The sequence below is a fragment of the Carbonatibacter coralli genome, from assembly GCF_039592655.1.
Lineage (GTDB): Bacteria > Pseudomonadota > Alphaproteobacteria > Kiloniellales > Kiloniellaceae > Carbonatibacter > Carbonatibacter coralli.
Map to the genome: position 1 here is coordinate 121,675 of NZ_JBBUTJ010000001.1, position 22,132 is coordinate 143,806.

General features: G+C 55.8%; 24 protein-coding genes. 11 read left to right on the forward strand and 13 right to left on the reverse strand.

Annotation, left to right across the window (positions count from 1 at the left end):
- Positions 1 to 29: 29 nt before the first annotated feature.
- The 5 genes from cobM to AAAH10_RS00480 are packed head-to-tail and all read right to left on the reverse strand — an operon-like array spanning position 30 to position 5,416.
- A complete protein-coding gene (gene cobM, locus AAAH10_RS00460; protein ID WP_343559387.1) occupies positions 30 to 848 on the reverse strand; it encodes a precorrin-4 C(11)-methyltransferase in 819 nt (272 codons plus the stop codon).
- Positions 845 to 2,704 (reverse strand): precorrin-3B C(17)-methyltransferase, encoded by a 1,860-nt coding sequence (cobJ, locus tag AAAH10_RS00465; protein ID WP_343559390.1) that lies wholly within the window; start codon positions 2,702 to 2,704, stop codon positions 845 to 847. Before cobJ ends, cobM begins: the two co-directional genes overlap by 4 nt.
- 7 nt (positions 2,705 to 2,711) lie before the next feature.
- Positions 2,712 to 3,488: a precorrin-2 C(20)-methyltransferase gene (gene cobI / locus AAAH10_RS00470; RefSeq protein ID WP_343559393.1), complete on the reverse strand. Its 777-nt coding sequence runs from the start codon at positions 3,486 to 3,488 to the stop codon at positions 2,712 to 2,714.
- Positions 3,485 to 4,762: a precorrin-6y C5,15-methyltransferase (decarboxylating) subunit CbiE gene (gene cbiE / locus AAAH10_RS00475; protein WP_343559395.1), complete on the reverse strand. Its 1,278-nt coding sequence runs from the start codon at positions 4,760 to 4,762 to the stop codon at positions 3,485 to 3,487. The genes cobI and cbiE overlap by 4 nt, the downstream gene beginning before the upstream one ends.
- An 18-nt stretch (positions 4,763 to 4,780) precedes the next feature.
- Positions 4,781 to 5,416, reverse strand: coding sequence for a precorrin-8X methylmutase (locus AAAH10_RS00480; RefSeq protein WP_343559397.1), 636 nt, complete (start codon positions 5,414 to 5,416; stop codon positions 4,781 to 4,783).
- 448 nt (positions 5,417 to 5,864) lie between these two features.
- On the opposite strand from AAAH10_RS00480, the gene cbiB reads away from it, so the two are divergent.
- Positions 5,865 to 6,905 carry an adenosylcobinamide-phosphate synthase CbiB gene (gene cbiB, locus AAAH10_RS00485; RefSeq protein WP_343559399.1) on the forward strand — a complete coding sequence of 347 codons (1,041 nt, stop codon included), beginning with the start codon at positions 5,865 to 5,867 and terminating at the stop codon, positions 6,903 to 6,905.
- 10 nt (positions 6,906 to 6,915) lie between these two features.
- Here the strand turns inward: cbiB and AAAH10_RS00490 are convergent, their stop codons facing one another.
- Both AAAH10_RS00490 and AAAH10_RS00495 read right to left on the reverse strand, forming a co-directional pair.
- On the reverse strand, positions 6,916 to 7,242 hold the full coding sequence (locus AAAH10_RS00490; protein ID WP_343559402.1) for an AzlD family protein: 327 nt from the start codon (positions 7,240 to 7,242) through the stop codon (positions 6,916 to 6,918).
- The gene (locus AAAH10_RS00495; RefSeq protein ID WP_343559405.1) at positions 7,214 to 7,915 is read right to left on the reverse strand and encodes an AzlC family ABC transporter permease; all 702 of its coding nucleotides are present in this window, start codon (positions 7,913 to 7,915) and stop codon (positions 7,214 to 7,216) included. Before AAAH10_RS00495 ends, AAAH10_RS00490 begins: the two co-directional genes overlap by 29 nt.
- 113 nt (positions 7,916 to 8,028) lie before the next feature.
- On the opposite strand from AAAH10_RS00495, the gene AAAH10_RS00500 reads away from it, so the two are divergent.
- Both AAAH10_RS00500 and AAAH10_RS00505 read left to right on the forward strand, forming a co-directional pair.
- Complete coding sequence (locus tag AAAH10_RS00500; RefSeq protein WP_343561299.1) at positions 8,029 to 8,574, forward strand: helix-turn-helix domain-containing protein; 546 nt, start codon at positions 8,029 to 8,031, stop codon at positions 8,572 to 8,574.
- A 75-nt stretch (positions 8,575 to 8,649) separates the two neighbouring features.
- A complete protein-coding gene (locus AAAH10_RS00505; RefSeq protein WP_343559408.1) occupies positions 8,650 to 9,117 on the forward strand; it encodes a DUF1203 domain-containing protein in 468 nt (155 codons plus the stop codon).
- Positions 9,118 to 9,269: 152 nt separating this feature from the next.
- Here AAAH10_RS00505 and AAAH10_RS00510 read toward each other — a convergent pair whose 3' ends face one another.
- The 3 genes from AAAH10_RS00510 to petA are packed head-to-tail and all read right to left on the reverse strand — an operon-like array spanning position 9,270 to position 11,845.
- On the reverse strand, positions 9,270 to 10,031 hold the full coding sequence (locus tag AAAH10_RS00510) for a cytochrome c1 (protein ID WP_343559411.1): 762 nt from the start codon (positions 10,029 to 10,031) through the stop codon (positions 9,270 to 9,272).
- On the reverse strand, positions 10,028 to 11,284 hold the full coding sequence (locus AAAH10_RS00515; protein ID WP_343559414.1) for a cytochrome b: 1,257 nt from the start codon (positions 11,282 to 11,284) through the stop codon (positions 10,028 to 10,030). Before AAAH10_RS00515 ends, AAAH10_RS00510 begins: the two co-directional genes overlap by 4 nt.
- 12 nt (positions 11,285 to 11,296) lie before the next feature.
- Positions 11,297 to 11,845, reverse strand: coding sequence for a ubiquinol-cytochrome c reductase iron-sulfur subunit (gene petA / locus AAAH10_RS00520; protein ID WP_343559417.1), 549 nt, complete (start codon positions 11,843 to 11,845; stop codon positions 11,297 to 11,299).
- 339 nt (positions 11,846 to 12,184) lie between these two features.
- Between petA and AAAH10_RS00525 the strand changes: the two genes are divergently transcribed.
- The 3 genes from AAAH10_RS00525 to bfr all read left to right on the forward strand — a co-directional run bounded on the left by AAAH10_RS00525 (position 12,185) and on the right by bfr (position 14,621).
- Positions 12,185 to 12,670, forward strand: a complete 486-nt coding sequence (locus AAAH10_RS00525) for a tRNA (cytidine(34)-2'-O)-methyltransferase (protein ID WP_343559419.1) — start codon at positions 12,185 to 12,187, stop codon at positions 12,668 to 12,670.
- 40 nt (positions 12,671 to 12,710) lie between these two features.
- On the forward strand, positions 12,711 to 13,652 hold the full coding sequence (gene hemF, locus AAAH10_RS00530) for an oxygen-dependent coproporphyrinogen oxidase (RefSeq protein ID WP_343559421.1): 942 nt from the start codon (positions 12,711 to 12,713) through the stop codon (positions 13,650 to 13,652).
- A gap of 483 nt (positions 13,653 to 14,135) precedes the next feature.
- Positions 14,136 to 14,621, forward strand: coding sequence for a bacterioferritin (bfr, locus tag AAAH10_RS00535; RefSeq protein WP_343559423.1), 486 nt, complete (start codon positions 14,136 to 14,138; stop codon positions 14,619 to 14,621).
- A gap of 36 nt (positions 14,622 to 14,657) precedes the next feature.
- Here bfr and AAAH10_RS00540 read toward each other — a convergent pair whose 3' ends face one another.
- The 3 genes from AAAH10_RS00540 to AAAH10_RS00550 all read right to left on the reverse strand — a co-directional run bounded on the left by AAAH10_RS00540 (position 14,658) and on the right by AAAH10_RS00550 (position 17,348).
- Positions 14,658 to 15,323 carry an HD domain-containing protein gene (locus AAAH10_RS00540; RefSeq protein ID WP_343559426.1) on the reverse strand — a complete coding sequence of 222 codons (666 nt, stop codon included), beginning with the start codon at positions 15,321 to 15,323 and terminating at the stop codon, positions 14,658 to 14,660.
- A gap of 97 nt (positions 15,324 to 15,420) precedes the next feature.
- Positions 15,421 to 16,029: an FMN-dependent NADH-azoreductase gene (locus tag AAAH10_RS00545; RefSeq protein ID WP_343559428.1), complete on the reverse strand. Its 609-nt coding sequence runs from the start codon at positions 16,027 to 16,029 to the stop codon at positions 15,421 to 15,423.
- A 167-nt stretch (positions 16,030 to 16,196) separates the two neighbouring features.
- Positions 16,197 to 17,348 (reverse strand): adenylate/guanylate cyclase domain-containing protein, encoded by a 1,152-nt coding sequence (locus AAAH10_RS00550; protein ID WP_343559430.1) that lies wholly within the window; start codon positions 17,346 to 17,348, stop codon positions 16,197 to 16,199.
- Positions 17,349 to 17,493: 145 nt separating this feature from the next.
- Between AAAH10_RS00550 and dusA the strand changes: the two genes are divergently transcribed.
- The 5 genes from dusA to AAAH10_RS00575 all read left to right on the forward strand — a co-directional run bounded on the left by dusA (position 17,494) and on the right by AAAH10_RS00575 (position 22,090).
- Complete coding sequence (dusA, locus tag AAAH10_RS00555; protein WP_343559432.1) at positions 17,494 to 18,492, forward strand: tRNA dihydrouridine(20/20a) synthase DusA; 999 nt, start codon at positions 17,494 to 17,496, stop codon at positions 18,490 to 18,492.
- A 9-nt stretch (positions 18,493 to 18,501) separates the two neighbouring features.
- Complete coding sequence (locus AAAH10_RS00560; RefSeq protein ID WP_343559434.1) at positions 18,502 to 19,401, forward strand: polysaccharide deacetylase family protein; 900 nt, start codon at positions 18,502 to 18,504, stop codon at positions 19,399 to 19,401.
- 121 nt (positions 19,402 to 19,522) lie between these two features.
- Positions 19,523 to 20,917, forward strand: a complete 1,395-nt coding sequence (gene pbfA / locus AAAH10_RS00565) for a (R)-1-hydroxy-2-aminoethylphosphonate ammonia-lyase (protein WP_343559436.1) — start codon at positions 19,523 to 19,525, stop codon at positions 20,915 to 20,917.
- A 79-nt stretch (positions 20,918 to 20,996) separates the two neighbouring features.
- On the forward strand, positions 20,997 to 21,500 hold the full coding sequence (locus AAAH10_RS00570; RefSeq protein ID WP_343559439.1) for a PAS domain-containing protein: 504 nt from the start codon (positions 20,997 to 20,999) through the stop codon (positions 21,498 to 21,500).
- Between the two features lie 83 nt (positions 21,501 to 21,583).
- Positions 21,584 to 22,090, forward strand: coding sequence for a PAS domain-containing protein (locus AAAH10_RS00575; protein ID WP_343559442.1), 507 nt, complete (start codon positions 21,584 to 21,586; stop codon positions 22,088 to 22,090).
- Positions 22,091 to 22,132 lie beyond the last annotated feature (42 nt).

Sequence of the window (22,132 nt, forward strand, 5' to 3'; positions counted from 1 at the left end):
CATCAAAGCTTTAATCAACACCGCCCGGTTTAATCAGTGCCACCCGGGGTGTTGGCTTCGCGCTCCACTTCCTGTGCTTTTTTCTTGTCCTTTCCAAGACGAAGAACATGCACAAAATCGGGATCGTAGAGCTTGCTGTCTGTAAAGTCACTGTGTTCGGCCAGAACATGCCCCACCAGGATCAGAGCCGTCCGCGTGATCTTGGCTTCTCGCACCTTTTCGCGAATGTTCTTCAGCGTACCACGGATAATCATCTGGTCCGGCCAGGTCACCCGGTAGGCCACAACGACAGGACAATCCTCTCCGTAGAAAGGTGTCAGTGTTTCCTCAATGTGCTTGAGGTTGCGAACAGAAAGGTGAATGGCCAGCGTGGCACCGGAGGAACCCAGTGTTTTGAGATCTTCATTGTTCGGCATGGCTGAAGACTTCATGGAGGTCCGCGTCAGAATAATGGTCTGACTGATATCCGGCAGGGTCAGTTCCTTCTGGATTTCGGCAGACGCCGCTGCATAGGCGGACACGCCCGGAACAACCTCGTAGTCGATGCCTTCCTCATCCAGCCGGCGCATCTGCTCGGCAATGGAACCATAGAGACAGGGATCTCCTGAATGAACGCGTGCAATGTCCTGCCCCTTTTTGTGGGCCTCGACCATATCGGCAACAATCTCGTCCAGGTTCATCGGTGCTGTGTCCTTGATCAGCGCACCTTCCGGCGCAAAATCAATGACACCCTGGGGGACCAGCGACCCGGCGTAAAGACACACGGGGCAACGCTCGATAATATCGCGCCCGCGAACAGTAATCAGATCAGCTGCTCCCGGACCTGCGCCAATGAAATAAACGGTCATGACTGGCCTCCTGCAACCTTGTCGGCATCCATATCAGCGTAAAGATGCGCCTTTTTCTCGTAGCCTCGTGGCGTGTAAACCCAGCAGCTGCCGTCGGATTTGGCAACGCGCCGTGATGTCGAGGAGCCAACCAGAACAACTGTCAGCATATCAACCATTTCGGACTTCAGTTCATCCAGACGCACCACAGTCATGGTTTCACCCTCACGTCCGAGATTGCGCCCCAGCATGACAGGTGTATCACCCGGACGATGCTGCAGAAGAATCTCAACGGCTTTGGTCAGCTGCTCTGTCCGGCGACGGGACACCGGATTGTAGAAGGCAACGACAAAATCACCCTGTGCAGCAGCGTTCAGGCGCTTTTCAATGGCTTCCCACGGTGTCAGGAGATCGGACAGGGAAATGGTACAGAAATCATGCCCCAGTGGCGCACCAATCCGGGCCGAAGCGCCCTGAAGGGCGGAGATGCCCGGCACGACCTGAATATCAACACGGTTCCAGTCGGGACGATTGCCACGGTCCAGCAGTTCGAAGGTCAGAGCTGCCATCGCATAGATCCCCGGATCACCGGAACAGACCAGTGCAACGGACCGTCCTTCTGCGGCCAGGTTCAGGGCAATGCGCACACGCATTTCCTCTTCGCCCAGCTCGTAGCCGTGACGCTCCTTGCCTTCCCCGATCGGTCCCAGCAGGTCCAGATAAAGGTGGTATCCAACCAGATCGGTCACGCCGCGGACCAGCTGATCCACTTCAGGCGCACGCCAGGACTTGTCACCCGGACCGAGGCCGACCACGACCAGACGCCCCCGTGCAACACCGACAGAATTGCCGTCCAGAGACTCTGCACGACGGGCGACGGCACAGGTGGCCTTGGCATTCTTGTGCTTTTCAACAATCAGCTCACAGTCCGGGCCACCGGCAGCGAGCGCTGCTCCTTCGGAAACACCGGGACAGCCAACCTCTGCCATCACGACATCGGACGGGTTTTTGAGGCGCGGGCCCTGTTCAGCCAGTTCTCCGGCAGTGTAGAAACGCGCCGGAACATCAAGCGTTCGGGCCAGAGCCTGCACCGCCGTCTCGTCGGATTTCAGGTCAATGGAATAGACGCCGGCCAGCGACTTCGGAGACAGACTGTTTGCCGCAAGCGTTTCCAGAACCAGGCTCTCCAGCACCTCTGCCGGAGCATTGCGCTCACACCCGACGCCCAGTGTCAGCGTTGCCGGATGCAGAACCAGTTCTTTCTCAGAGCCTTCGCGAGGTGCCTCAGTCACCGTCAGGGTAAGGGCGCCATCTGCAGCCAGTGGCAGGTCTGACTGGCTGACCCAGTCCGCCTGCCCGTCCAGCCTGATGGATGCGCCGGCGAGAACCTCGGCCATGAAAGCCTTGTAATGCTGCGGATTACCAAGCTTCCAGCCCGCAGGCGGCTCGTCGAGAGCCACTCCGTAGCGCGTATCTGATGCCGTTGTGATCGCAGCAACGCTGTCCAGCAATGCCGCCAGTTCACGCGCCAGTTCGTTTGCACCGTGATGTCCACCCAGCAACGGCACAACAGCAGAGCCATCCTCTGCCATCACCAGCACAGGTGGTTCATCCATCTTGTCAGCCAGCAGAGGGGCAACAGCGCGTGTCATCACTCCGGCCGCACAGAGGCCCACAATGGCCTCTCCGGCCTGAAAGAGATCACGGATATGCTCGACAGCATGATCAAAGAGGAGATCAGCAGCCTCTTCTGCAACACGTCCGCGGCGACCGTGAATGATCCCCCGCCCCAGTTTTTCCTTCAGGGAACGGGCCTGGGCAGCCCCCAATTCGGTCAGGGCAACGAAAACAGGCGTTACCAGTTGTTTCGCAGTCATATTTGTATCAGCCTTTCGCTGCATCCAGCGACCAGGCGTCGCCGCGTTTGTGAACCAGAATCATGGAAAAATAGGGTGCCGCGCCTTCGTCGACCTCCGAAAGAGGGAGAATACGCTGGTTGTCCATCGTGGCCCGCTCGATATAGCGCGAGCACTCCATCAGCCCCATCTCGGAAAGGACGGAGCGGATTTTGCCAAAATGGCGACCAACCTTGATAATGACAGCCGCCTCGGCAGAGGACAGGCGCGCCCTCATCGTTTCCTCCCCGACCGGGCCGGGGATGACAGTCAGCACATCATTGCGCGCAGCCAGTGGCGCTCCGGTGATCGCAGCCGATGCCATTATGGAAGAGACCCCCGGCACAACTTCAACGTCGAAATCACCCTGCATGCGCCCGTAGAGATACATGAAGGACCCGTAGAAAAAGGGGTCCCCTTCACAGAGGACAACAACTGTTTTGCCTTCCCTCAGCTTTTCAGCCAGCTCTTCGGCAGCCGTGTCATAGACATCCTGTGCCGGGAAGCGTGCTGTCACCATGGGAATGACAATCGGATACTCTTCCAGAGGACCGTTCGGCCCCTTGTCCGGAATGTGTTCAGCCACGATGGCACGCGCCAGACTGGGACCATTGTCAGGCTGCGGATAAGCCAGCACATCCGCCGAGCGGATCAGGCGAAGCGTTTTGAGGGTGACCAGTTCCGGATCTCCCGGACCAATCCCGACACCGAAAAGTTTGCCACGTCCCTTTTGCAGGTCCCGGGCAACACTGTCTGATTTTGTCATCTTTTTTTATTCACCACATACTGTGTGACAGGCATCGCGGGACGCCAGCCATAAAAGGGACCAACCGGGGAAGCCTGATTGACCGCAATCCTGTTCAGTTCACCACCGTAGGTCTTGTGCCATTCCATGACTTTCGCCTCGCCTTCCAGCGTTACAGCGTTTGCCACAAGGCGACCTCCCGGCTTCAAAAGTTCCCAGCAGCGTTCGACAAGACCGTCTGCAGTCGCGCCACCACCGATGAAGATTGCATCGGGGCTGGCAATCTTTTCCAGCGCGGTCAATTCATCCAGAACGGACGGGAGAGAACCTTTGACGATCTGCAAATCCGGGGTCCCCAAACGGATCGCATTCTCGCCTATCATGGCCAGACGACTGTCTTCCCGTTCAACAGCGACAGCCTTTGTTCTGGGGGCTGCACGCATCCACTCAATTGCAATGGAACCACTGCCTGCACCCAGATCCCACAGGAGCTGTCCCGGCATGGGCTGCAGCATGGCCAGCGTCGCGGCCCGAACGATCCGCTTGGTCATTTTACCGTCGTGAACAAAGGCATCATCCGGCAATCCCGGAGCCAGTGAGAAGCTCAGCGCATCCTCATCTGCAACACAGCCAACAGCGATGGCGTTGAAGGAAGCACCTGGCTCATGTGGCCAGTCTTCTGCCGTTCCGTCCAGACGCCTTTCATCATCACCACCCATGTGCTCGAACACGGTCATCCGGCTTTGCCCAAAGCCGCGTGCCCTGAGGATTTCTGCAACAGCAGCAGGACTTTTCTCGTCAGCAGACAGCAAAAGCAGTCTCGCCCCGTCCACCAGCTTCTGGTGCAACTGTTCAACGGCCCGCCCGTGAATGGTCAGCAGCTCGCATTCCATCAGCGGCCAGCACAACCGCGCCGCCATCAGGGAAAAAGCCGACTGTCCGGGAACCAGCAGGATTTCCTCTGCCGGGACACGACGCGACAGGCTGGCTCCGACCCCGAAACACATGGGGTCTCCGGTTGCCAGTACACAAACACTCGCAAACCGGTCCTTCAGGGACTCGACACGATCCAGCATGGCGCCAAAAGGGCTCTCCCAGACAATCCGTTCCTGATCCACAGGGGCGAACCCTGCCTGCTCCGGACTTTCATCCAGTATCCGGAAATGGCGCTCCCCGGCGACCAGCACATCAGCACTGCTGACAAGCGTACGGGCTGCATCACTCAAGCCAGACCAGCCGTCCTCTCCAAAACCGACAATTCTGAGCCATTGTCCGGAAGTCTGCTGATCTGTCATGTCACAATCCAATCGTCGTTACTGGTTGTTTTTGGCCAGAGCGTTGAGGGCAGCCGCTGCAATGGCACTGCCGCCACGGCGACCACGCAGGGTCATGTAGGGAATCCCGAAATGCGCTGCTTCAATCAGGGCTTCCTTTGACTCTGCAGCTCCGACAAAGCCGACCGGGAAACCAAGAATTGCAGCAGGTTTCGGTGCCCCCTCATGCAGGATTTCGAGCAGACGGAACAGGGCTGTTGGCGCATTGCCAATCACAACGACAGCACCTTCCAGATCCGGCTTCCAGAGTTCGACAGCCGCAGCAGAACGCGTGTTGCCGATTTCCTTTGCAATCGCATAGGTCCGCTCATCCGTCAGGGGACAGAGAACAGTGTTATCCGCAGGCAGGCGGCTTGCAATGATACCGTCACCGGCCATACGGCAATCCACGATAACGGGCGCACCATCGACCAGCGCAGCCCGCCCCTTTCTGACAATGTCATCGCTCCAGCCCAGATCTTCAGCGACCTTTGGCTCTCCGCAGGCATGGACGATGCGCACAGCCAGATCGGTAACATCCTCCGGCATCCCCGCAAGCGCAGGGGTCTCTGCCCGGATCTGGCGAAAGGATTCATCATAGATGGCCTGAGGCTCACGAATGTAATCGTACTGCAAGGACTGTTGCCTTTCATGATCATCAAAGAGGCCCGAACAAGCTGTTCGAGCCTCAGCATTCAATAAACTAGCCATGCCACAGAAAAGCAGCCATGGGAAGATTGCAAAGACCGGAGTCTGTCAGACACTCGGCGTTCAATCCTTCAGTGCAACCGGCCCCTGCAGATGATCCGCATGGGCACAGGGTGGTGATGGTGGTCATCAAGCCCCTGAACATGACTGGCCTCTGCGTTCATCACGGTTGCCATGACCACAGACCATCACATCCACTTCTGCCATGGGCTCATCTCTTTGAATATGAGTATATCAGAACGGCTCTTGTGACCCTGAAAGCGGTCATAGCAGCACCGGACCACAGTGACCACAGAAAAAACGTCTGTTTGCGCCTTCAACGCGAAGCCTCCTGTTCTCAAGGCAAACCGGGGGCTTTCCTTCTCCAAACCAGAGCTTGACGACTGTTACGGCAGCGTCCATCTTCCCGATCATGCTGATATCCGATCTTTTTTTCACAACACCATCTCTGGTTCTGCTCACTGTCCTGCTGGCTCTGGCCCTGGATGCCCTGCTGGGTGATCCCGACTGGCTTTACAGACATATCCCCCACCCGGTTGTTCTGATCGGCAATCTCATTTCCCTGGGGGAAAAGCGCCTGAACAGTGAAAACGCGGGACGCTTGACCCGGATCGTCCTCGGTGGCCTGTGGAGTCTCCTTGTGATCGCCCTGGCAGCCGGGATCGGATACGGCCTGACAGCCGTGCTTCATCTGGCATCCGGAGAAGCGCAATGGCTCGCGCTGATACCGGAAGCCCTTATTGCGTCTTCCCTGCTGGCCTATCGCGGCCTTGGCAAGGCTGTTCTCTTTGTTGCAACGGAGCTTGGCAAGGGACTGCCAGAGGGACGGATTGCCATCAGCCATCTGGTGGGCCGGGATCCGGAAAGCCTTGATGAGGCCGGCGTTTCACGTGCCGCCATTGAAAGCATGGCCGAAAACTATTCCGATGGTGTTGTCGCCCCCCTTTTCTGGTTTGTCCTTCTCGGTCTCCCCGGCCTTTGTGCCTACAAGGCCATCAATACCCTCGACTCCATGATCGGACATCGCAACGATCGCTACGAAGCCTTCGGCAAGGTCGCCGCACGGATTGACGATCTGGCCAACCTTGTACCGGCCCGCATTGCCGGTCTCTTTTATGTTCTGGGTGCCCTGCTGGTCCCTTCTGCCTCTGCAGGCAAGGCTCTGGGAACCATGCTGCGGGATGCCGGCAAACACAGATCACCGAATGCCGGATGGCAGGAAGCCGCCGTTGCCGGAGCACTTGATTTTGCTCTGGCCGGTCCGCGCAAATACCCCGGCTATACGGTCGACGATCCCTACATGGGCAACGGCACACCGCTCCTGAATGCCAGAGACATCAAAAGAGCTCTCCAGCTTTATCTCGGAGCAGGGTTCTGGATGAGTTTCACCCTTCTCAGCCTCTGGGCGTCACTCTGAGACCTCCTTCTTACAAGACCTGAGGGACAAGGTGCCGAAGCAGGGCTATCAGCCCCATTCCTGTCAGCATGACCAGAGCCAGATTCTGCACGCGCGTCGCAAACAGCGCGATCAGAAGGGATGCAAGCCATACCGTTCGGTCCCCCTGCGAAATCAAAAGGGCAAGCAGGGAGACAATCAGACATCCGGGCAAGGCCCCCATGACTCTGGCCCAGTAGCCGCTTTGCGGGATCGCTGCGCCCAGCGCATAACCGGCATAGCGGATGGCAAAGGTCGAAAGGGCCAGCCCCAGAACAAGAAACCCGATTTCAGACATGGCAACCAGCCACGGCAGCACCGGCGACGCCTCCTGCCATCAGGGTCCATGAGGACTCCAGTCCCAGCCACTGCAGGCCCATCACCACTGCGACAGAAACCATCCATGGCCTCAGGCTCACAGCACGGCCCTTCCAGAAGGTTCGCAGAAGAGCAATAAAAACAGCCGTAAAGGCAAAATCCAGCCCCCAGGCCATCGGGTCAGCAATGAAGCTGGAAAAGGAGTTTCCTGCCATTGTCGAGGCCAGCCAGCACAGCATAAGATTGCAACCGCCCCCGACCAGATACCAGTAACCGACAGCCTGTCCCTGGTTCTTTCTGGACAGCATCAGCGCCCAGCTTTCATCCCCGGTCATATGCACACCCAGCGCAATCTGCCAGAAGGGACGCCCTCCCAGTTCAGAGCACAGGGAAGCTGTCAGCAGAAGAAACCTCAGATTGAGGACAGAACCCGCCACAATCCCGGACAGCACGGCCCCGTCTGTGACAAGCCGTTCGACAGCAACAATCTGGGACGCGCCTGCAAAAACAAACGCGCCCATCATGCCGGTTTGCAACAGGGTCATGTCAGCCTGAACGGTCAGGACTCCAAAGGCAAAGCCATAAACCAGCACTCCCAGACCGAGCGGCCAAATCTCGATCAATCCCGCCTGAAACTCCCGAAACGGCATTCTCTTTCCCGGAACGTCACTCATGGTTTCTTCCGTTTTTCCTTCTGTAAAGAACGACTGTTTTCTATAATGAACACATGACAGACAATCTGTCAAAACGAACATTCGTTTTTTATAAAGAACAAATCTTGGAAACCATGACACCAAACGAGACCATCGCACGCAATCTGGGCGCGGAACGCAGCAAGGCCGGATTGTCCCTTTCCCAACTGGCTCACAACGCAGGAATAGCAAAATCAACCCTGTCCCAACTGGAATCAGGAAACGGCAACCCGAGTATCGAAACACTCTGGGCGCTCGCCAATGCCCTGGACATTCCGGTCAGCAGACTGTTTGAGCAGCCTGCCCGGCAAACCAGACTGGTCCGCGCCGGAGAAGCCCGGGCCATCTATTCCGGCGACACCCGGATGATGGCTGCGCTTCTGGCCTCAAGCCCTCCCGCCGGACGTTGGGACCTCTATATCCAGACCATGCAAAAGAATGCTGTACTTCGCTCCGATCCTCATCAGACAGGAACTGTGGAACACCTGCTGGTCCAGAAAGGAAGGCTGAAAGCCGGTCCGCAAAGCGGACAGGTCGAACTGGAGGCAGGCGACTATTACAGTTTCCCTGCCGATCAGCCCCACAGCTATGAGGCCCTGGAGGAGGAAACTGTGGTCATCACGATCATGGAAAGCCGGTAGAGCAAGAAACGGAGTTTGCATCAAAACCCCTTGCACCATGCTGTCCCTGTTACCAACAAACTTCAGGGGCACATGATGCAAATCCGTTTTACAGCACTCCCGACACATGACGTTCTCAAGGTCCAGCAGGGCGGAAGCGACGCCTACGGACAACAGCCCGATCGCTTCACCTCGAACGGGAACGGAGTTCCCTGCCGCCACTGTATGAAGATGGTGGCAGAAGGCGAGGACTATCTCGCCCTGGCCTGGCGCCCTTTCACGCAACTGCAGCCCTATGCCGAAACAGGACCGATCTTTCTGCATGCAGAAAGCTGTGAACGCGCTGCAGAGACAGAACTATTACCGGAGATTATAGACAGTCCGAATTATATTCTCCGGGGTTATAGTGCTGATGAGCGGATCATTTACGGCACCGGAAAAGTCACTCCCAGGGAAGAGATTCACGACTACGCCCGAGAACTCTTCAGCAACGATGCTGTCGCCTTTATCCATATCCGTTCCGCCAGCAACAACTGCTTCCACTGCCGGATCGATCGCGCCTGAGACATTGCCCTCGCAGGTTCTTCCCCATATCTTCCGCAGGAGACACGAAAAAGGCCGCCACCCGAAGAGTGACGGCCTTTTTCATTCCTGACTGGAGGAGAACCCGTGTTTCCCGGGTTCAGTTTCCGAGATCCAGTACCGATGTGATCGTCCTAGTGGACGTCAGCCCAAGCCTTGCGCTTCGCAGCGTACATGATCAGCGTGAAGAAGATCAGGAAGATCATCACGAACACACCTGTACCCTTGCGGTCTTCAAGCTTCGGCTCAGCCGTCCACATCAGGAAGTTGGACACATCACCAGCCATTTGCTCGACAGTCGCAGGTGTACCATCAGCATACTCGACAGCATCGTCAAACAGCGGGTTGGCCATGGCAATCACGTGACCCGGGAAGTACTTGTTGTAGTTCCCCTGCCCCACGTCGAAACCGCTTGGAGCTTCCTCGTAACCAACCAGAAGGGCCTTGATGTAGTTCGGGCCACCAACACGCGCTTTCGCCATCAGGGAAAGATCAGGTGGAGCCTTGCCGCCGTTTGACGCAGCCGCTTCTTTCGCATTGGAGAAAGGAGCCGGGAAAGCGTCTGATGGCAGACCGGCACGGTCAAACATCTCGCCATCATCATTCGGGCCGTCCTGAACGGTGTAATCAACAGCAATCGCCTTGATTTCATCTTCGGAAAAACCCAGATCCGCGAGGTTGCGGAAGCTGATGTAATCCAGCGAGTGACAGGATGCACAGACACCCTGATAAACCTGGAAACCACGCTGCAGGGAGGCTTTGTCATAAGAGCCGAAAACGCCCTCGAAGCTCCATTCGTAGCTTGGCAGTTCGATTGCACTGCCTGCGGCAGTCGCAGTCTGCGGAGCGGCAAAAGAGAGAGCCGCCGCAAAAAGACCAGCAATTACTTTCTTCATTCTGCTTTCTCCATTGCCTGTGCAGGTTGACCTGCATTGCCACCACCCATCACAGCTTCACTGATCGAAGCCGGAAGCGGCTTTGTCTTCTCGATCCTGGGCAGGATGAATGGCAGAAGAATCAGGAAGTGGAAGAAGTAGTACGCTGTCGCAATCTGGGACATTGTCACATAAGGCTCTTCCGCCGGTTGGCCACCAAGCCAGCCGAGGAAAATGCCATTGATGGCGAAAATCCAGAAGAAGAAGCGATAGAGCGGACGGTAGTTCGCAGAACGCACCTTTGAACGATCCAGCCATGGCAGCACGAAGAGAATGGCAATCGCACCAAACATCGCAATCACGCCACCCAGCTTGTCAGGGATCGCACGCAGGATCGCATAGAATGGCAGGAAGTACCATTCCGGAACGATGTGCGCCGGTGTGGAAAGCGGATCAGCCGGGATGTAGTTGTCAGGGTGGCCCATGTAGTTCGGCGCCCAGAACAGGAACACGGCAAAGGCCATGAAGAACACACCCAGACCGAAGGCATCCTTCAGTGTGTAGTACGGGTGGAACGGAATGCTGTCCTGTGGCCCTTTCATGTCGATACCAACCGGGTTGTTGGAACCGAAACGGTGCAGGGCGACGATGTGGAGAACAACCACCGCAGCAATGATGAACGGCAGCAGATAGTGCAGCGCAAAGAAGCGGTTCAGTGTCGGATTGTCAACAGAGAAACCACCCCAGAGCCAGGTCACAATCGGCTCGCCGACAATCGGCAGGGCAGAGAACAGGTTGGTGATCACAGTCGCACCCCAGAAGGACATCTGGCCCCAGGGCAGAACGTAGCCCATGAAGGCCGTTGCCATCATCAGCAGGAAGATCAGGACACCCAGCTGCCACAGCAGTTCGCGAGGCTCCTTGTAGGAACCGTAATACAGGCCGCGCAGCATGTGGATGTAAACCACAATAAAGAAGAAGGAGGCCATGTTCATGTGGACGTAACGGATCAGCCAGCCGGAGTTCACATCACGCATGATACGCTCGACAGAAGAAAAGGCGTAATCCACGTGCGGAGTGTACTGCATGGCCAGCAGGATACCGGTAACGATCATGGTTACCAGTGCAACACCCGCCAGAGAACCAAAGTTCCAGAAATAGTTCAGGTTCTTTGGCGTCGGGTATTCATTCATTTCATGGTTCAGAAATGTGAAGATCGGCAGACGGTGATCAATCCAGGCTGCAACCGGGTTTTTCGGCTTAAATGTGCTCATGTCTCTCTCCGTTTATCCAATCTTGACATTGGTGTCGTTGAGGAACTCGTACTCGGGCACAAGCAGGTTCAGTGGCGCAGGACCTTTACGGATACGTCCGGAAGTATCGTAGTGAGAGCCGTGGCATGGACAGAACCATCCGCCGTAATCCCCGCGGGATTCTCCGGTCTTCTGCCCCAGCGGAACACAGCCGAGGTGCGTACAGACACCAACTACGACAAGCCACTCGGGCTTGATCACACGGCTTTCATCCGATTGAGGGTCAACCAGACCGGCGCCATCGTCGCCTTCAGCCTGCTTGATTTCGTCTTCTGTACGGTGACGGATAAAGACCGGTTTACCCCGCCATGTCACTGTCACACTCTGTCCCACCTCGATCTGGCTCAAATCGACTTCGGTCGAAGCCAGCGCCAGGACATCAGCAGAAGGATTCAGCGAGTTGATGAAAGGCCAGGCTACGCCTGCGGCCCCAACTGCAGTAATCGCTCCAGCGGCAAGATAGAGGAACTCACGCCGATTTTCTCCATCAGCAGAATTCACAGGTGTCGCGCCATCTGCCATTCTTCGTATTCCCTATGTTCATCTCTCAACGATATTCTTTAAGTTCTGCGAAAAAACCACAGCAGAGCCGAAACTTCCACACAGCACTTCGAGCACACTGCTTACAACAATTTTTGCTCGTATTGTAGTCCTCCCAATCTGCCAAACTGTCGCAGTCCGGAAGGAAAACGATTCATTAATCCAGCAAGGCTATAGTGGATTTGTAAATGAAAGGCAAAGATTTATGCCGAAAATCTTTTTATTTCCCCTCCTGTCCCTTGAAATACAAATGTCAGTACACTAACAGACTTTTGGAACCCTGTAAAAAAACCTTGTTACTCCCGCAAAAGGCTCGTTTTCATGCGTCTGGCCCTCTATCAACCCGACATTCCCCAGAACACCGGAACACTCCTGCGCCTGAGTGCCTGTATGGGAATTGGTCTGGATATTATAGAGCCATGCGGCTTCATTCTGGATGATCGCAGACTGAAACGCGCGGGCATGGACTACATTGATCTGGCTGCCATGAAACGCCACAGCTCCTGGCAAAGTTTCGAGCAGCAACGCAAAGCGCTCTCCCTGACACCCCGCCTTGTCCTTCTGACCACAAAGGCAACGACAGCCTACAGCGACTTTACCTTTCAGCCGGATGACATTCTGCTGCTCGGGCAGGAATCGTGCGGTGCCCCCCGGGAAGTTCACGACGCTGCCGATGCGCGCATCATCGTCCCGATGGCCGGGGGTGTCCGTTCGCTGAACATTGCAATTTCAGCCGCCATGGTACTCGGAGAAGCCTTGCGACAAACCTCATCCTTCCCAAAGCCGGACTCTTCCCTTAAACCTTGAAGCCTCGGTTCAGGACTCTATTGCATCAGGATTCACTTTCATGAGCTCTTCTCAAAAAGGCAGCAGCTACGAACGCCAGGCCCCCAACAGGGACTTCCCGGAACACAACGCTCCGGAGAATGCCAGGGAACGGGCAACAGGATGGTTCAGGGATCTGCGAAACCAGATCTGTGCGGCCTTTGAAACGCTGGAAGACGAGCTGTCCGGGGAGCTGCTTGAAAGTCTTGGCACCCCGGAAGCCGGACGTTTTGAACGCAGGAAATGGGATCGCGAACCACAGGCGGACGGAAGCTCCGGAGGCGGCGGAGAAATGTCCATCATGCGCGGGCGTGTCTTTGAAAAGGTCGGCGTGAACATCTCGACAGTTATGGGTACCTTCCCGGAAGACTTTGCCAAGCGCATTCCCGGTGCAGAGGAAGATCCCCGTTTCTGGGCCAGCGGTATTTCGCTTGTAGCCCATATGCGCTCGCCCCTGGTTCCGGCGGTGCATATGAACACCCGCCACATCATCACAACACGCAGCTGGTTCGGCGGAGGGGGCGATCTCAACCCCATGTTCCCGGTCGAGGAAGACACACAGCAGTTTCATGCAGCCTTCAAAAAAGCCTGTGATGCACACAATCCCGACTATTATCCGACCTTCAGGGACTGGTGTGACGAATACTTTTTCATCCCCCACCGCGGTGAGGCCAGAGGCGTTGGCGGCATTTTCTATGACTACCTCAACACGGGGAACTGGGAATCAGATTTCGCCTTCACACAGGATGTCGGCAAGGCCTTTCTGGAGGTTTACCCGCAGCTCGTTCGCAAGAGCATGCAGAAAAGTTGGACCGACGAGGAACGCAAACACCAGCTTTTCCGGCGTGGACGCTATGCCGAGTTCAATCTTCTGTATGATCGCGGCACCATGTTTGGCCTGAAAACAGGCGGAAACGTCGAGGCCATCCTGATGTCCATGCCGCCGGAAGCCGCCTGGCCATAGCACGCATCAGCTTCGCAAGCCCATCCTGCTGCCGCCCCGAAAAAAACACCAGACAAAAAATGAGGCAAAAACCCTGACAGTTTTTGCCTCAAGGAATCCCCTTTAGTTGGGGGGGAACCTAATTAAGATCTGACCACCTGCAAGCAAAAGACTCTTGCAGATTGAAATTGGCGAGGCCCTGAAGGCCCTTCCACGTAAAAATCTACAGCAAAACACCATAGAATTCAAATTGAGACCATAAAAATCCAGAAAACGACACAAACAGGGATTTAAAAAAAGCTTGAACTTTTCCCCATTTCGTCCCATCATCCTGTTTAGAAAGATTCTAAAAAGGCATTCATGTGCAGACTACGGCATTTAAAATTTACTTTTTGATGCCACTGAGACACAATCTCAGACTGCAACATGAAGAAAACGTCACCTTAATTAGCCAGGGCTGACTACAGCAAACAGTGGTCAGTCATTACGTCAGGAGAAATGATCATGAAGGGCGACAAGAAGGTTATCGAGTTTCTGAACAAGGGTCTGACGCATGAACTGACTGCGATCAACCAGTACTTCCTGCATGCGAAGCTCCTGAAGGACTGGGGTGTGGAAGCGCTCGGCAAGCACGAGTACAAGGAATCCATCGAAGAGATGGAGCACGCCGAAAAGTTCATCGATCGCATTCTTCTGCTTGAAGGTCTGCCAAATCTGCAGGATCTGAACAAACTGAAAATCGGTGAAGATGTTCAGGAAATCCTCGAGTGTGATCTCGCAGCCGAAATCGAGGCCTGTGAGCTTTATCGCGAAGCTGCGGAATACTGTAACTCCGTGAAAGACTTTGTCAGCCGCGATCTCTTTGTCGAAATTCTGGCTGGTGAAGAAGAACACGTCGATTACATCGAAACCCAGCTCGGCCTGATCAAGCAAATCGGCATCCAGAACTACGTTCAGTCTGTTTCCGGACTGCCACACGAAGAAGGCTGACACGCTCTGTCACCCAACCAAAAGAAAGCGCGGATTTTACGATCCGCGCTTTCTTTTTGGGCTCTGTTTCTGCTGCAGCCCCGCCTGAACAGCCGCATTCAGCTCTGCAAAGCGCGCCAGGAAGGCCTCCCCGGCCTTTTGAGGAGGCAAGGCCTCCAGTTCCTCGAAAATCATGCCACGGGGTGGAGCGCCCAGTATCTTTCGCGCTTCGGCTTCAGAAAAACCCGCAAGCTGGGTTGCCTCCAGAAAGGCAGCCATTCTGTCCGCACGCTTGGTATCCGCTTTCAGGCTTTTGCTGATCGTTGCAGGCAAACCAAAACGCAGATGCACCGCCTGGATCAGGCGCTCTTCGAGAGACTTGTAATCCCCGCCCACAGCGGACTTGAACGGCGTGATCAGATCGCCGACAACATACTCCGGTGCATCATGAAGAAGCACAATCAGGCAGTCCTGCGCAGAAGCGCCGGGCCGAAAGCCCCTGAAAAGACGCTCCACCAGCAGGGAGTGATCGGCAACGGTGTAGCCCCAGGCTCCGGTGGTCTGACCATTCCATCGCGCAACCCGTGAAAGTCCGAGGGCAATGTCCTCGATCTCGATATCAACAGGGGAAGGATCAAGCAGATCAAGACGCCGACCGGACAACATGCGTTGCCAGGCGCGGGCAGGAGCTTTGTTTTTCAGGGAAGCAGGCTTTTGGGTCATGCTTTCTTTTACGGAGCATCCCGATCCTTGCCAAGAGTGAACTTGGCAAAAAAGGGAGAGCTGTCAACAGCATCTCCCTTCCGGACAGCCCGTCAAATCAGGCTGCAATTGTATCTTTCAAACGTTCCCGGGCCTTCTGAACCCCGGCCTCGCCAAGAGCAACGCCCTCCGCTGTCACAAACTCCACGGACTGCACGCCCATAAACCCGAAGACCGTTTTGAGATAGGGATCAGCAAAGTTCAGCGGCGTCATCGCATCCGAGGAATAATCGCTGCCGTGCGCTCCCAGAATGTAAACCTTCTTGTCCTTGTCCAGCAGACCGACAGGACCGTTGTCCGTGTAGCGAAATGTTTCACCGGCAAAGGCCACACGATCAATCCAGGCCTTCAGCGTTGTCGGAACAGAGAAATTGTACATGGGAGCCGCCACAACGACGACATCTGCGGTCTTCAGCTCCGCAATCAGCTCGAAAGTCAGGGCAAGAGAGGCTTTCTGCTCTTCGGAACGCTCCTCTTCCGCAGCGAAGCGCGCGCCGATTTCCACGGCATCCAGATGCGGGACCGGATTGCGCGCCAGATCACGCTGGACGATCACGTCAGCAGGATTGTGCGCCTGCCAGGTCTCGACAAAGTTCCGGGTCAGCTTCCGTGTCGTGGAATTGTCTCCCAGAACAGAGGAATCAAGAATGAGAATATTGCGACTCATGGTCTGTCTCCATAGAAAGTCAAAAGGTTGCAAATGACGCGGCCGGATGATGATCAGGCTCTTTGCACATTCCCGAGTGCCCGCGTTCCCTTTTAACTTAATTTGGAAACGATCAGGGGTTTAGACCTCTATTTTCGATTAGACTGTTTCCAAAAAGAAAACAAAATTCAGCATTTCAAAGAAAAGACCTCGACGGGTTCAACAACCCCTCTGACCTCCTGCACCCCTTCGCTTTCAAAGCTTTCCCGGTTGTTCTGTGCAATGGGCAGGGTCGCAAGAACCGGCTTCCCGATCGTTTTGGTCAGATCCTGAAGGCGGCTGGCCAGATTAACCGCAGGCCCGATCACAGTGAAATCCAGCCTGTCCGGGCTGCCGATATTGCCAAAGGTGACCTTGCCGGCATTCATGCCGATCCCCAGGGCCAGTTCCTCCCTGCCTGCGGCCAGCCTTTTGCTGTTGACCTCTTCAAGCCCCCTGAGGATCGCGTGCGCGGAACGGACAGCAGCGCTGCAGGCATAGCTCTGCTCTCCGGCAGGAAAGATGGTCAGAATTCCATCCCCCATGAACTTCAGCACATCGCCCCCTTCCTCCTGGACAGCATGGACAACCAGTTCGAAGTAGTCATCCAGTGCATCCAGCAGATCCTCCTCCGCCCAGCTGGCCGACTTGAAGGTGAAGCCGCGCAGATCACTGAAGAGAACCACGGCATCGATTTCCGTGTGTTCCCCACGCTGAATGGTTCCATTGGCAACAGCCTCGGCAGGACCATGACCAAGATAGGTCTGCAACAGGCTGTCTGTCGTCAGACGCATGGCAATCGGTTCAAGGGCAGCAGCCAGAACCGGCCCCGCTGCCTCGATAAAACGGACATGCTCCTCTGAAAATCCTTCCGGACTTCTGGTCACAAAGCTCGACGACTGAACCTCTCCGTTTCCATAGGGCAAGGGTATCGCCAGAAAGTCCGTGTAGCCCTGCTCGTGAAGTTCCGCATAGATGGAATGTTCCGGGGCCGTCTGCGCATTCAGTGGCTTGCGAAGCGGCCTGTTGTTCTCGACGACGTACTGAAAGGGGCTCCCGATCCAGGCGGAGGTCGCCATGGTGGTGCGGGGTATGGTGTAGAACTCGGTATGATCCTTTGTCCAGATCACTCCGCAGGCCATCAGGATCGGATTGGCAAACCGCTGTGGCACCCGCAAACGGTCAAGCGGGATACCAGCCTCCAGAAGTTTCTTCCCGAAAGCTTCCGTAATGGCAACAGCATCGCCGAGCAGACGCCCTTCCCGCAGCATCCAGTTGATCAGGTCGTTTACATTCTGCATTGCATACCCCTTCGTGTCTGTTCGATATATCTGGGTATCTTCCGCTCCGGAGCAAGAGCCTGTAGACTGGACTGGAAAAAAGAAACCTTCAACGCTATAGAGTGATTTCACCGCTCCCCTTCTCACAGAAAGCACCGTTAAAGCCGTGTCCTTTGCTCCCCACCGTTTCTCTGTTGCCCCTATGCTCGACTGGACGGATCGTCACGACCGGGCTTTCCTGCGCATGATTTCAGCACGCGCCCTGCTCTATACGGAAATGGTAACGACCGGAGCCCTGATTCACGGCAAGGATCCGGAGCGCTTCCTGCGTTATGACGACAGCGAGCATCCCCTTGCACTGCAGCTTGGCGGCTCCGATCCGGCCGATCTGGCGAAATGCGCCCGAATGGCTGCGGACTTTGGCTATGACGAGGTCAATCTCAATTGCGGCTGCCCCAGTGATCGCGTCCAGAAAGGGCGTTTCGGGGCCTGCCTGATGGCAGAACCCGATCTGGTTGCGGAATGTCTGGCTGCCATGGCTGAAAGCGGCTTGCCCGCCACCCTTAAAACCAGAATCGGGATTGATCAGCAGGACAGCTATGAATTCCTGTGCACCCTGGTGGAAAAGGCAAAGGCCGCAGGCACTGAAACGGTTATTATCCACGCACGCAAGGCCTGGCTGGAGGGTCTCAGCCCGAAACAGAACCGGGAAGTCCCTCCACTGCGCTACGAGGTCGCCCGGCAGATCAAAAGGGATTATCCGGAACTCACAGTGGTTCTGAACGGCGGCTTGACCACACTGGAAAGCTGCAAAGAGCAGCTCGAGATTATGGACGGCGTCATGATGGGACGCGAGGCCTATCAGAACCCCTACATTCTCGCAGAAGTCGACCAGCGCATTTTTGGCGAGCAAACGCCCCTGCCTGACCGTGCAGAGATTGTTGAAAGGCTGCATGCCTATGCTTCCCGGCAGGTTGCCGGGGGCGTTCCCGTCAAATCCATCACCCGCCACGTTCTCGGCCTGTTCAACGGCTTGCCCGGTGCGCGCGCCTGGCGTCGCCATCTGAGCGAGAATGCCTTCAAGCCCGGTGCGGGAGCCGAGGTCATCCCCGAAGCCTACAAGGCCTTCCTTCTGGCTGGCGGCAACAGACAGGATGCAGCCTGAGGCACACGTATGGAAAATGGCTCCTCCTCCCCTCACCGCGCCAGCCTGACAGTTCCGGATGGAAATCCCGGACGCATTCTGCTCTATCATTCCACCTTTGAAGAGGCCCCCGCCTGTCTGGGCACAAAACTGCACAATGTGCGACCCGAACAGGTCCTCCGGCAAGCGGACTGGCTGCAACAGAACCATGACCTGATCAGCGCCGAGGAAATGGCCGGTCTGGAGGATGTGAGAGGCAAGGCTGCCATCACCTTTGACGATGCCTATCTCTGCATCTTTCACGAAACCATTCCCGAACTGCTGAAACGCGGCATCCCGGTCACGGTCTTTGTCAATTCTGCACATCTGTCCGGACAGCCGTTCTGGAGAGACCTTGTCCGCATTCTCATCACCAACCGGCTCGAAGCGGAATTTCTGGCAAGCCCACAGGCTGAATCCTTCAGAAAACAGGTTCGGGCAGAACGCCTTTACAGGGACAGCAAGAAACCTGCGGTGAACTCCGGAACATTCCAGAAGGCGCTGCTCTCTTTTCTGGAAGACAGGAAACTCCAGCAGGATGGTGAGCGTTTTCTCGCCCTGTGGGACGAGCTTCCAACTCATCCCCTCCTGCGCTACGGCAACCACAGCCATTCGCACCCTGTTCTCTCCTCCCTCACCCGGGACGAGCAGGAACAGGAGATCACCACCTGCCGGGATCGTCTGACACAAAGACTGGATACATCCTCTATCAGCCCTCTTTTTGCAGTTCCCTTTGGTGGCAGCCATGACGTGAACCGTGACAGCCTTCACACGCTGCAACGCTCGGGCTGTTCAACACTTCTGATGTCCCGCATGGCATACAACGAGCAACCCTGCCGACAAGAAGGTGTTCGCATTCTTGAACGGGAAATGGCACCGGAACACTCCTGACTGTCTTTTCATGACAGCTATAGAAAAGCCCGTATACTCCCTATTCATAAAGGCAATTGGACCTGCCGGAGAAAGGCTGACACCCTAGGACAAAGGCACGCTTTTCCGGGAGGTCCTCACTATGTCCGGCATCACTCACCAGATTCCCCAGGGCGCCGAGGGGGATATCAACAGCTCGCCCAATCGCGCAATCTGGCAGGACAGGCATATTGATCCCGAAGCCCGGAAGCTGCTGAAACGGGACGAAAGGGTTTTCCTTCATCAGTCGGTGTCCACCCCCTGTCTTTCGGTTATCAAAAAGGCAGAGGGCCTCTATATCGAGGATGCCGGTGGCAAGTGCTACATGGATTTTCACGGCAACAACGTCCATCACATTGGCTACGGTCACCCCCGCCTGAAAGCAGCAATCACACAGCAGATGGAAACACTCCCCTTTGCGCCAAGACGTTTTACCTGCGATCCGGCTGTTGAACTGGCCGAAAAGCTGATCGAAATCGCCCCGAAGGGACACACAGGGACAGAGCTTGGAAAACTGCTTTTTACAACAGGCGGTTCCGATGCCGTTGAGGTCGCTCTGGCCTATGCCCGCGCAGCAACCGGACGCTTTAAAACCGTTTCCTTCTGGGATGCCTATCATGGATCAGGGTTTGGCGCGCGTTCTGTTGGCGGAGAGGAAATGTTCAGATCCGGCCCCATTGGCCCCCTTCTTCCCGGAACAGAACATGTTCCCCCTTTCGGAGACTACCGCAACGCCTGGGGCGTCCGGGAAGGGTCCGCGCAGCTTTGCGCCAACACAATCCGCTATGTTCTTGAAAAGGAAGGCGACGTCGCAGCCGTGATTGCCGAACCCACCCGCGCGGTCCCCTATGTCGCTCCGCCCGGTTTCTGGCAGGAGGTCCGACAGGCCTGTGATGATCACGGCACCCTGCTGATTTTTGATGAAATCCCCACAGGCCTGGGCAAGACGGGCAGGATGTTTTCCTGCGAACACGATCACGTTGTCCCGGATATGCTTGTGATCGGAAAGGCCCTGGGGGGCGGGATCCTTCCGATCGCGGCCACGCTTGTACGCGAGGACCTGGATGTCGCCGGAGACTATGCCTACGGACACTACACACACGAAAAGAACCCGGTGACGACCAGAGCAGCCCTGACAACCCTGCAAATCATTGAGGACGAAGGACTTGCAGAAAATGCTGCCAGACAGGGACAGCGGGCTTTGAAGCGCCTGCATGACATGATGGACCGTCACCCCCTTGTCGGGGATGTCAGAGGGCGAGGCTGCCTGTTCGGAGCAGAGCTTGTTCTGGACAGGGACAGCCGGGAGCCCGCAAGGGAAGCCGCCGACCGTGTTCTCTATGAGGCCCTTGAGCAGGGCTTGAGCTTCAAGACCACTATGGGCAATGTCCTGACCTTTACGCCCCCCCTGATCGTTTCCACTGAAGAAATGGACAGAGCCATGGATATTGTCGAACACTCCCTTGAAAGGGTTGAGCGGCAAATGGGACTGATCTGAGTTCCGCCCGGAGGAATTAACGGATTTTAAAAGCCTGGGAGCTACCATGAAACAGACAAGAATGTTCGGGTAGTGCGCTATGAATGATCCAATCCTCTACAAACTCTTCCTCTACTGGAAGAGCAAAAGGGATGAAAACGGCTTTGCGTCCAAGGCCAGCATTGATCCTGTCGAAATACCGGATCTGCTGCCCTATCTGACCATTATTGAAAGTTACGACAATCACGAGCGCTTTCGCTACAGGCTGGTCGGAACCGTTGTTGCGCAAGGCATTGATCCAACAGGGCAGTTTCTCGATGAAGCCCTGCCTGACACGCCCTATCGCAGACACAAACAGAGTCTGCTCAAGGAAGCCATCGGACGTGCAGAAGGCCTCCTAACCGAATATCGCTATTCAAACGGGCCCTCTTCCATCAGACGGTTGCTTCTGCCCCTGATGGGACGCAACAGGAATGTCCGATATCTCATCACAGGACAGATCAGTCAGAACAACAGCGATGAGTCCCTGTCGGCCTGGCAGGCCAATCCCGCCGGAATAGAAAAGGTTATGCACGGCGATCCGGCAGAACTTTTCCGGCAATAGGCGATCCGCAGATCACAAATCAATCGACGAACAGCCTCTTTCCCAATAATAATGGGACGAGACAGATTTCAGAGATGCGTGTGATGAAAAAAGCGGAACTTGCAGAGCTTTACCGATACTGGGAAAGCCTGCGTGAGGAAAACGGCACTGTTCCCAAGAAGAAGCTTGATCCGGCAAAACTCCCCAAAATCCTTCTTCCCAATATGGCTGTTCTGGAAAAACCTGCCGGTGAGGACCGCTTCAGATACAGGCTGGCCGGTACAGCCCTTTCCGAGGGCATTGATCCTTCCGGTCAGTATCTGGATGATGTTCTCGCAAACATTCCCGCCTATGCCGATCATCTGAACATCCTTTTCAACGAGGCCCTGCACAGCAGAACCGGCCTCTATTCGGAGCACGAATACGAAGTCGGACCACCCTTTATCAGGCGTCTGATCCTGCCCATGACCTGTCATGCAGGTCTTCCCTCCTTCCTGATCAAGTGTACGCTTTTCAAACGTTCAAGCAGCGCCGTTCCCATGCCATGGCAATCCAGACCGCAACAGATCAGGGAACTTGTCAGAACCACGCCAGGACAGGCTCTGCGATAAAGCAGAAAAAGGCCGCTGTCATTGAAACAGCGGCCTTTTCAA